Genomic DNA, 9,640 nt, shown 5'->3' with positions numbered 1-9,640 from the left:
TGACTTGTAAAGAAACATAGTGCACGGAAAAAATTTAAGGAAACATATATTATTGTCCATACTTTAAAAAAGTTGGAATCGTATGTTTTGGGGCAAGTCAATGATGGATAGGAATGAAAGCTCGGATTATTGCCAAATATTGAGTAACATGCAAATTTCTTTATGATTTAAAAGACAGATTGTACCCGGTTTGCACTCAGGCAGCCTGACCTCTGATTTTGTCGTATTTATGTACACTTCATAATTTCCATCCAACTTTTTTAATGCCGGCTAAAGAAATGAAAATAACATGCCCCTGTGGTTAAAATTGAAATTGATTTAATAACACCTAGATTTATTAATAATAATGTTGTACAAAGAAATACATATCGGAAAGTTTATTAAAGAGAGAGTTAATGAACTGGAAATGAGCTCAGAAAGAGTATGCAGCTTCCTTAAAAAAGATGAAGACGCCGTTGAAAAAATGTATGAGAGCAAATCTCTGGATACAGATCTTCTGCTGAGATGCTCAAAATTGTTGGAATATGATTTTTTCAGAATCTACAGTTCCCACCTCATCCTGTATTCGCCTCCTTCCGCGGTAGATAAGACTAAAAATCCGAAATCCGATAAAATTCCTTATTTCAGGAAAAATATTTATACTCAGGAGATTAAGGATTTCATTATCGGGAAAATACAGTCCGGCGAAATGACATACAGTGAAATCATCGAGGAATATTCGATTCCTAAAAGTACGTTGCACCGTTGGCTTCAAAAAATCTAAACCCTGGAAAAAATGATGCGACCCAATTACACAAAAATTTATCGTGATATGCTGAAAGAAAGGGATCCGGAAAAACTAGAGGACCCTAAAGTACAGCGCCTTATAAAGAACCTGAAAACAACGGAAGATATTCTGAAGTTTAATGATCTGGTTTTTGAATCGTCTAAAGAGAGCCTGAGAAACAACCAGAAACTGAAGACGTATGATAAGAAAACGATGCTTAAGCTTCTGCAGTATCAGGAAAAACACGGTCTTTCTACAAATTATATGTCGAAAAAATATAAGATCAGCAGAACGACCATTGCCAAATGGAAGAAAACTTTTGAAGAAGAGTATCAGAAGATAACTTCAAAAAAATAACTTATAAACGTAATAAATAATCCGGTGAAAATTGTTCACCGGATTTTTTGTATAAAGGCAATGGGCGGGAAAAGAAAAAGCGGGGCACTGTTTTGCCGGAGTCGAACCGGATAGCCTTGCAGGAATAATCTGCTGCGCTATTCCTCCCCTTTCAATGGTAACGAAGGATCTTTTTCCTACGGCACTTTACTTTAAAAACGACAAGGCGATTGCCGAAAAGCGCAAATACGTGCTCTAACCAACTGAGCTACTTTTCCGATCTGGATTTTGTGTTTTACATGGTGGAAAAGGCGGGACTTGAACCCGCGACCCCGTCGTGATGAGCGAAGTAACGCTATTCTACGGCACTTGTTTATGGTATACAGATAAGGTGAAAGCGGAAAAGGGATGCTCTTTTCAGAGCGCCGCTCTTACCCTTCACGGGCAGTGAGCCGGCAATTCTACATCTGCGGGAGACTTGCGCTTTCTTACGAAAACTTTTGCCCGGTTGGTTTTCAACCCAACTTCACCCAATCCGGTCGCCCGAACTGCGCTACCTTAGGACCGTTATATTACGAAGTACCCTTTTTCTACGACACTTATCTGTATTTTTTCAATTAAAAAAAGAGGCAAAAGACGAGAAAACCCTTTATACAAACCTTTTTCAGGCTTATTCTGGAGTCGAATCAACATCATAAGATTAACCGAAGTAAGTTTTCTCTAACGGCACTCTTTTGTTTATATCGGGGTAATCCCTCGTACAGACACTTACGGCTTGCGTCCTGTTATTTAGACGACTGTTTTACAGGCAGGATCCGAACCTGCATCTCAAGCCTGGAACGAAGTATTTCCGTACTACGACACCCGATATGATTTATATTGTAATAAAGAGGCAAAAGGCGAGAAAACCCTTTATATAAACCTTTTTCAGGTCTATTCTGGAGTCGAACCAACATCATAAGATTAACCGAAGTAAGTTTTCTCTGACGGCACTCTTTTGTTTATATCGGGGTAATCCCTCGTACAGACACTTACGGCTTGCGTCCTGTCATTTAGACGACTGTTTTACAGGCAGGATCCGAACCTGCATCTCAAGCCTGGAACGAAGTATTTCCGTACTACGACACCCGATATGATTTATATTGTAATAAAGAGGCAAAAGGCGAAAAAGCAGACATGCACCTGGTCCCTACTTTTATTCGGGAAATTGCACCTGTTCATAGATTTTGAGGTCTATATTCGAAGTAAGCCTTTTCTACGGCACTCTTTTGTTTTTAAATCAAGGTAACCCTGTTAGAATCTTCTGTCATTTGCTCTACCGGCTGAGCTACATCCCGTTTACAACAGGGATGGCAGGAATCGAACCTGCGACCCAATGGTTAACTATCGAAGTATGATTCTGAAACGACACTTGATTTTTATTTTTATACTATTCTAAAAAATCACAAGGCAAATAATGATAAAAGCGGTCTTTAAATCAGCCTAGCCACTCAGCCACACCTTCCGGCGAAAGGATTTGAACCTTCGTAAAAATTGAAGTAGCTTTTATCTACGGCACCTGTAAGTAATTTGAGCCGGACAATTTCAGAAAGCGTTTTGATTCAATGAAAGTCGAAGGAACCCTTTCTGACGGCATCGGTTGTTTTTTAAGTTTTTATGGTTATTGTTTTAGTCAGGCAAAATTATTATTCCAATACGCATTCTTTTTACGCAGTTAAAATTTATTTTAAAAACCAAGTAACAGTTTATAAGAGTTTGGTTATCTATTCAAATGGTAAGTATGACGATGGATCTCTTACAGTAACGACATTGGTTGTTTAAACCGGGCGATGCAGCGAAAAGACTCTGGTTCAAGTGGAAATCGAAGGAATTCTTTTCTTACGGCACCGGTTATTTTTTAAGCAAGGCAAAAAAGCAAACAGAGACTTACCGATGGAGTGATCCCTTACACTATCCCGGAACTTCCGGGAGCAGGATTCGAACCTGCATTGCCATCCCCAAAACGAAGAAATTCTGCTTACGACACTTGCTTTTTTAAGTTTTCATGGTTGTTGTTTTTTGTTGAAGCAAAATTATTACGTTGGTGCGCATTGTTTTTACGCAGTTGAAATTATTTTGATCTCAGCTAAATTTATTTGTTCGTTTTGCCTTGAAGCAAAAGAACCAAAAATTCAAGGCTTGGAAACTCTGGCTAAAAATCGACTGTACGCTCTAAAAATTCTAAATTTGCGCGAATTAGGTGTCTGTTCTCCGTTTTTACTTTTGTGTCGCGCTTCGGACAGTAGAATTTTCTTAACGTTTGTACAGCCTATTTTCTTAACGCCTGCATTTCCTAGGCCATTTATTTCATTTGATGCCAGTCAGTAATGCTGAAATCTCATCTGCTTTATCCATACTCATTCTTTTCAAAATGGTGGCAATTCTATTTTTAAAATGTATTTGGTATTGTTTTACTTTTTGAAACTCATTTTTTAATTCGGCTTCATCGACTTCGAAAATTGGTTCAATACCTTTGATTTCTTTTAAGTTTACATATGAATATTCTGAAAACTGAACTTTTGCTTTTTGCTTCCTGTAAAAAATCCAGGGATGCCCGATCCACATTTCTGTCCAATCAGAAGTTTTATCATCAAATATTTTATGCCATTCCGTTATGTTTCCAAGATCTCCGCAACATTTCGGTTCAATGCGTATTTTATCATTTTCCATCATAATAATTCCTCCATCAAAGGCAGAACTCCAATTATCAACTTTCTCTAAAATCATTTGCAGATTTTCATCATCAATTGAGTCTATATCAACTAAATTGGAATTTTCACCGATGACTTTAAAATTACGGTTTAGTGCAGAAGCCGCTTCTTCCCACTTTCTAAACCATTCTTCAGGATCAGGATAATCGGAAATCTCAGGCAATTCAGGGTTTTCTCTGGCATATTTTAAAGGATTAATTTCTATTGTATTAATAAGCCTTATCATGATTAAAATGTTTTATTTTCATCTATGTGTGCAATGATATTTCAAACATTATTCATTATTTATAACCTATAATTAATTTGTTATTGTATTGATGCTTATTTAATTTGAAAATAACGAACTTATTAATTCAAAAAATTTTATACATCCCAGCACCGGAATTAATATAACTGCTCCAATCAGCAGGTAAAATCCTATTGTGCTGATAAAACTGCTTTTATCTTCGGTATAGCTTCCTTTTGCCCGTGTTTTTCTTTTGAAATCGGGAATGTGTCTGGTTTTTTTCAAACTATCAGCTTCAAGCTCTTGAATAATGTTCAAAGTATAACCCGGAAGCTTGTTTTTATCTCCCCGGAATACAATATCTTTAAGCATAGCATTTCCGGAATTGCTTAACGAGCTTCTGTAGATTTCAACAGCTTCTTTCATTTCAAAATTCTGAGGTTCCGATAAAATCCAGAATTTTCCGGCTTCATCCTTAAATCCGGAATCATAATAGATCCGGGCCAGCTTCTCCCTTAATGAGAGATCATCAGGATATTCATTGATCAGGTTCCGCAGCCTTTCGCAGGCTTTTTTCTTTTTTCCTGTTTTAAGATCCTGTTCGATTTTATAAAAATGAGTTCCCGTAGTTGTATTTTAATAAGAACGACGCAGCGATTATCTGTTTATTTTGCCCTGAAGCAAAAGAACCAAGAATTCTAAACTTGCGTGAATTTGAGTTTTGTTCTCTGTTTCTACTTTTGTGTCTTCCTTAGCCCCGATTGCAACGGCATCCTTTTTCTCTTAGGGCTTTGAAGAAAAGCGCCGGCGAAAAAGATACAGTGGAAAGCGGGATCAAGCTCCTGATCAAATCGATTCTTCAAATCATTTATAACTTATAACTCATTTAAAAGCAGTGCCTTTTACAGCACCACTTTTTTAATCATTTCCACGGCCGATTTCCGGTCTTCGAGGGCATTCAGGACATCAAAGATTTTGTCGGACCAGCCGGCGATCAGGTATACGTTATTTTTCCTGACATCCAGCGGCTGATTCCCGTAACCTGCCAGGTCAAAAAGATACAGTTTGGCCGCCGGATTGAATCTTTTATACCGGCTCCATGAATCTTCGAAAGAATTCCGGGTTTCGTTGCTGTTCCACAGCTGGGTATCGGTAAACAGCATAACTTTATCTGTTTTTTCTCTTCTGTTCAACAGGTCTTCGATCACCAGGTAACCGTTGGTGGAATAACCTACTTCACCTTCCCTCTTGTAGAATTCATCTACGTTTCTCAGGACTCCGTTTTTAGGCATGGCAACCCTTTTCCAGGTATCGCCGAACATTCCCGAGATAACATTGCTGCACTGCGACTGCAGCATCATCGACATCAGCAGGCCGATGTCATACAGCAATATTTTGGATTTCGGGGAAACCGGCTGTTGCATCGATCCCGATACATCAGCTGCAATCACTACGGAAGTATTGAACCCGAACCCTTTGATGTTCCCGGCACTTACCGCCACCGCATTTTCCAATGCTTCCAGAACAGACGGCAGATAAGGGGAACCGATGGTCTTCAGTTCACGGTATGCCGCCAGAAACCTGAACGGCAGCTGCTTTGAATTCCTCACGGCTTTTTCATCCGACAGGTACCGGCACACTTTTTCCATCGCCTGAGAAGATACCCCGGCTTCCAGAATATTCCTCAGGTTCCGCAATGTGGCCATATATCCCAGCTTGTTGCTGAAGATCAGTTCTTCCCATTTGGTTTTGAAAGCGGCTTTTCTTTCGGCATCATCAGCAAACCGGGTCTGCCCCAATACGGAAAGCTCCACTTCCCAGGTATAAGGCGTTTCCAGCGAATCGTTTACAATTTTATTGAAGATCGCCTGCTGGTTGTCATCCTTTGCTTTCGGATGAACGAGGAACAATGCGTCTTTCAAGGTGACCTCCGCTTTCCGGTTATATTTAGCAAACTGGTATTCGTCGAACCTGTTGAAGGATTTAACGAGGCCTTTCTGGATCTGTTTTGACAGCCGGTTAAGCTTTTTCAGATCGGTTCTTTCATTGGCCATCTGGTAGTAGGCCAGCAATTCCGTGATTTCATCAGCTCTCTGGATCACACCGTCAACGGTTCTGCTTACCAGGTCAGTACCGGAAGCCTGTTTTGCCAATTCCGTCGTCAATACCAACGGGATGGAACGCAGATACATTTCTTTTCTTGCATACACGGCCAGTTTGGCTACGAATTCAGGATCGTTTTTCTGAATCAGAGACTGGATTCGTGTTAATCTTTCACTTCCCTTTTCATACGTTGCGTTTGATAATCCTGTTGTCACCACAGCACTGTATAGTTCTTCCGCAGGAGTCATCGTATATGCTTCGGCACCTTCGTAATTCATCACGGCTTTATTCTCCTTTCTTAAAAAATTAAATTTCATGGTTACTGTTTTTCAGTTAAACATTTTCCGGAGGATTATCATTCCTCTCTGATTTCTGATGCAAAGTAAGGATCCTTTTGCGCAATCTTTTTGCGCAGTATTTTTTTTTTGAGAAAGTTTTTATTTTTTTGTTTAAATACAAATCACACTAACTTTTTCACGAATCACACAAATAATTGGAGACAACCGTGCAACCTGAGAATACAATTTGTCTATCATTCATTTTATATAAAGGGATTGAGGATTTAAAATTTTTGAAAAGGTATTTTATAGTTTTGTTTCATTCAAATTAGAGCTATGATTAAAGGATTGTATGAAACCCATCTTCAGGTGAGCAACCTGGAAAAAGCAGTAAGATTTTATACGGAAGTCTTAGGATTGGAATTTGCGCACCGGGATGAAACCCGTCCGATCGTATTTTTATGGATCGGCAGGAACAAAACATCGATGCTGGGTTTGTGGGAGCAAAAAGAAAACCTTCAGACGAGGCATTTTGCCTTTACTGCAGAAAAGGAAGATATCCTGAATTTCTCCTCTGAATTCCTTAAAAGTAAAAATCTGAAACCTTACAATTTCCTTAAAGACGGAAGCGAAAAACCGATGGTTTTCGCCTGGATGCCGGCCCTGGCGATTTATTTTAATGATCCGGACGGCAATCAGCTGGAATTCATTTCCATCCTGGAAGGTGAAGGCCGGCCGGAGCTGGGGGTAGTTTCTTATGAGGAGTGGCTGGAAAGAAACTAAAGCCCCGAATGATCGGATTGTTGATGACATCAGGCTGTGCCCGATGCTGATGTAAGCTGCCCTTTCAGAGCTGATCCTGCTCCCTGTTATTCAAAGACTTGGTTATGATCAGCTTTGTCCTTATTAAAAATAATAAAAACTCCCTTAAAAAGAGAGTTCCATTTTCTATTTATCATATTGTGACACTGTTACATGTCACATTGTTACATTGATACATTGATACATTATTAATATTGTTTCAGGCACCAATGCAGGATTTTCGCAATATTTTTGGCATCATCCACACCTCGGTGATGTGTACCTTCAAGCTCGAAATTTAGTTCGCCCAATGCGCGGGCCATGCCGACACTTTTACGTACGGTAGGATGCAGATCTCCGAACAGGGTTTTTACATTGATGTGGTCATCGCTCAGCGGATAATCCACATTGAACCGGCGTGCCTGGTTTTGGAGCATGTTCAGGTCATAATTTCCATAGCTGGCCCAGGTGAGGTTCTCGGAATCGTATTCCGCTCTCAGGATATCAAGGGCATCTTCCAGCAGAATGCCTTCATCATCAAGCATCTGTTGGGTAATGGACGTAAGTTCCGTACAGAACGGGCTCACCTTTGAGTATTGCGGCTTCACCAGGAGGCCTTCACTCTGTGAAACCTTACCGGTTCCGGCGTTCATGAGGCAGACGCCGATTTCTATGATTTCACTTTCCTGACCTCTCGGCGGCCGGTCGTTCCAGCACGTCGCTTCAAGGTCTATAATAAGTATGTTGTCTGTTGTTTTCATTGTTTAAAATTTAATTGTTTTCGCTGGAAGATAGATGGAAGCGGGTGTTTGTATATGCTTTGAAACTTCCCCTTTTCTTTATCTTGTTCCTACCGGATTAATTGGTTTGACTGGAAGATGGAATTCATAAGTTATTACATTATTAAACCTTGATTATCAAACATATAAATATCTTATCAATGAATCTGATAATAAAGGCGGAATGAATTTGCACACCGCAAAAACTTTAGCATCCATCTTCCAGCATCCCTATTTTATCATTTCCTGTAAAATCCGCGCAGCATTATAGGCATCGTCGGCCCCACTGTGGTGATGACCTTCAAATTCCATATCCAAGGCCTTCAGGGCTCTTTTCAGGCCCATCATTTTATAAAGGCCGTTGTAGGCTTTGAATCGGTGCATGATGTTGATGTAATTTCCGGAAAAAGGATTTTCTATACCCAGATAATCGCACTGTGCAACGATCTGTTCCTTGTCAAAAGTTCCGAACCCGGCCCAGGTAAGCGATTTGGGATGATATTCAGCCCTGATTTTCTCACAGGCTTCCTCGAAATAGATTCCTTTTTCTTCGATCAGCTTTGGCGTAATCCCGGTAAGCTCCGTACAGAATTTGTTGATTTTTGATCTTTCGGGAATTACATATATGCTCTGCTTATTGGAGATAACCTTTGTATCGGTATCCAAGGTACAGATTCCTATTTCGATGATATCGGTTTTCTGGCCGGGCGGGATTTTGTCATATTCCCAGCAGGTAGCTTCCAGATCGATAACGATGATTTCGTTGGTTGTTTTCATTGTTGTATGGTTGGCTGGATGATGGATGCGGGGTGATGGAAGTTTTTTTATTTTTTCCAATTCCTGTTTCCATTTATGCAGCCTTGTATTATTGTTGATATAATAGCTGGGTGATAAGTGAAGAATGGTAAAAGTTTTTATAGTACTCCGGAACATCCGGCATCCATCGCCCAGCATTCCGCTTTTTAATTTCTCGGAGCAAACGGCGGGGTCCACTTTTTCTTTTTCATCATTTCTTTTACTTCTTCGTAAGAAACGGGATAGAAGTTATGGCAATCGACGCCCACATCAAAACTTAACGCCGACTCGTCATCCGGCAAAGTTCCGTGCGAATGGCCGTAAAGCTGCCATACGCCGCGGTGGGAGCCGTTCCACGTTCTCATGGCATAATGGAAAAGGATGATTTTCTGTTTTCCGTTGTCATTTTCAGGTTCGTCAATCCTCAGTTCATGGTAATCCCGGATCGAAGCAAACCGTTTCGGATAATTAAGTGCCGCCCCTTCGTGATTGCCTTTGATGAGGTGGATATTTCCATTCAGGCGGTCCAGGACTGCTTTGGTAAAATCAGGCTTGCCTAAGCTGATGTCTCCCAGATGATAGACCATGTCTCCGGGACTTATCCTTTCATTCCATCTTTTGATGAGTTCTTCATTCATCTCTTCCGGAGACGCAAATGGCCTCTCGGAGAATTTAATGATATTTTCGTGACCGAAATGGTGGTCTGCCGTAAAAAATATATTGGGTTTCATTTTTTTTAATTTGTTATTGCTGATCTCACTCTGACTTAAAGAAAAGTGAGCCAGGTTTTAATTATATACTATTCA

At 40.2% G+C, this 9,640-nt stretch carries 9 protein-coding genes; 3 read left to right on the top strand and 6 right to left on the bottom strand.

The annotated features are described in order from the left end of the window. Nucleotides 1-346 precede the first annotated feature (346 nt). Both FY557_RS18755 and FY557_RS18750 read left to right on the top strand, forming a co-directional pair. Nucleotides 347-763: a transposase gene (locus tag FY557_RS18755; RefSeq protein ID WP_149248759.1), complete on the top strand. Its 417-nt coding sequence runs from the start codon at nucleotides 347-349 to the stop codon at nucleotides 761-763. 12 nt (nucleotides 764-775) lie between these two features. Then, on the top strand, nucleotides 776-1,123 hold the full coding sequence (locus tag FY557_RS18750) for a helix-turn-helix domain-containing protein (protein ID WP_228451838.1): 348 nt from the start codon (nucleotides 776-778) through the stop codon (nucleotides 1,121-1,123). Nucleotides 1,124-3,448: 2,325 nt separating this feature from the next. On the opposite strand, the gene FY557_RS18745 is transcribed toward FY557_RS18750, so the two are convergent. The 3 genes from FY557_RS18745 to FY557_RS18735 all read right to left on the bottom strand — a co-directional run bounded on the left by FY557_RS18745 (nucleotide 3,449) and on the right by FY557_RS18735 (nucleotide 6,498). Then, nucleotides 3,449-4,078, bottom strand: a complete 630-nt coding sequence (locus FY557_RS18745) for a hypothetical protein (RefSeq protein ID WP_149248758.1) — start codon at nucleotides 4,076-4,078, stop codon at nucleotides 3,449-3,451. Nucleotides 4,079-4,177: 99 nt separating this feature from the next. Next, nucleotides 4,178-4,684, bottom strand: a complete 507-nt coding sequence (locus FY557_RS20550) for a DUF6584 family protein (RefSeq protein WP_317131792.1) — start codon at nucleotides 4,682-4,684, stop codon at nucleotides 4,178-4,180. Between the two features lie 296 nt (nucleotides 4,685-4,980). Continuing rightward, nucleotides 4,981-6,498: a TROVE domain-containing protein gene (locus FY557_RS18735; protein WP_149248756.1), complete on the bottom strand. Its 1,518-nt coding sequence runs from the start codon at nucleotides 6,496-6,498 to the stop codon at nucleotides 4,981-4,983. A gap of 297 nt (nucleotides 6,499-6,795) precedes the next feature. On the opposite strand from FY557_RS18735, the gene FY557_RS18730 reads away from it, so the two are divergent. Continuing rightward, nucleotides 6,796-7,242 (top strand): VOC family protein, encoded by a 447-nt coding sequence (locus FY557_RS18730; protein ID WP_149248755.1) that lies wholly within the window; start codon nucleotides 6,796-6,798, stop codon nucleotides 7,240-7,242. Between the two features lie 227 nt (nucleotides 7,243-7,469). Here FY557_RS18730 and FY557_RS18725 read toward each other — a convergent pair whose 3' ends face one another. The 3 genes from FY557_RS18725 to FY557_RS18715 all read right to left on the bottom strand — a co-directional run bounded on the left by FY557_RS18725 (nucleotide 7,470) and on the right by FY557_RS18715 (nucleotide 9,565). Next, complete coding sequence (locus FY557_RS18725) at nucleotides 7,470-8,021, bottom strand: 3'-5' exonuclease (protein ID WP_149248754.1); 552 nt, start codon at nucleotides 8,019-8,021, stop codon at nucleotides 7,470-7,472. A 249-nt stretch (nucleotides 8,022-8,270) separates the two neighbouring features. Continuing rightward, complete coding sequence (locus FY557_RS18720) at nucleotides 8,271-8,816, bottom strand: 3'-5' exonuclease (RefSeq protein WP_185151769.1); 546 nt, start codon at nucleotides 8,814-8,816, stop codon at nucleotides 8,271-8,273. 185 nt (nucleotides 8,817-9,001) lie between these two features. After that, nucleotides 9,002-9,565 (bottom strand): metallophosphoesterase family protein, encoded by a 564-nt coding sequence (locus tag FY557_RS18715; protein WP_149248752.1) that lies wholly within the window; start codon nucleotides 9,563-9,565, stop codon nucleotides 9,002-9,004. Nucleotides 9,566-9,640: the final 75 nt, after the last annotated feature.

This window comes from Chryseobacterium sp. SN22 (genome assembly GCF_008329705.1).
In the GTDB taxonomy this organism is placed as follows: domain Bacteria; phylum Bacteroidota; class Bacteroidia; order Flavobacteriales; family Weeksellaceae; genus Chryseobacterium.
Note: the sequence above shows the minus strand (reverse complement) of the source record. Positions and strands in the feature narration are given on the sequence as shown.

Coding starts and splice junctions, on each gene's coding strand:
- FY557_RS18755 (WP_149248759.1), top strand. CDS start 347: ATGTTGTACAAAGAAATACATATCGGAAAGTTTATTAAAGAGAGAGTT.
- FY557_RS18750 (WP_228451838.1), top strand. CDS start 776: ATGATGCGACCCAATTACACAAAAATTTATCGTGATATGCTGAAAGAA.
- FY557_RS18745 (WP_149248758.1), bottom strand. CDS start 4,078: ATGATAAGGCTTATTAATACAATAGAAATTAATCCTTTAAAATATGCC.
- FY557_RS18735 (WP_149248756.1), bottom strand. CDS start 6,498: ATGAAATTTAATTTTTTAAGAAAGGAGAATAAAGCCGTGATGAATTAC.
- FY557_RS18730 (WP_149248755.1), top strand. CDS start 6,796: ATGATTAAAGGATTGTATGAAACCCATCTTCAGGTGAGCAACCTGGAA.
- FY557_RS18725 (WP_149248754.1), bottom strand. CDS start 8,021: ATGAAAACAACAGACAACATACTTATTATAGACCTTGAAGCGACGTGC.
- FY557_RS18720 (WP_185151769.1), bottom strand. CDS start 8,816: ATGAAAACAACCAACGAAATCATCGTTATCGATCTGGAAGCTACCTGC.
- FY557_RS18715 (WP_149248752.1), bottom strand. CDS start 9,565: ATGAAACCCAATATATTTTTTACGGCAGACCACCATTTCGGTCACGAA.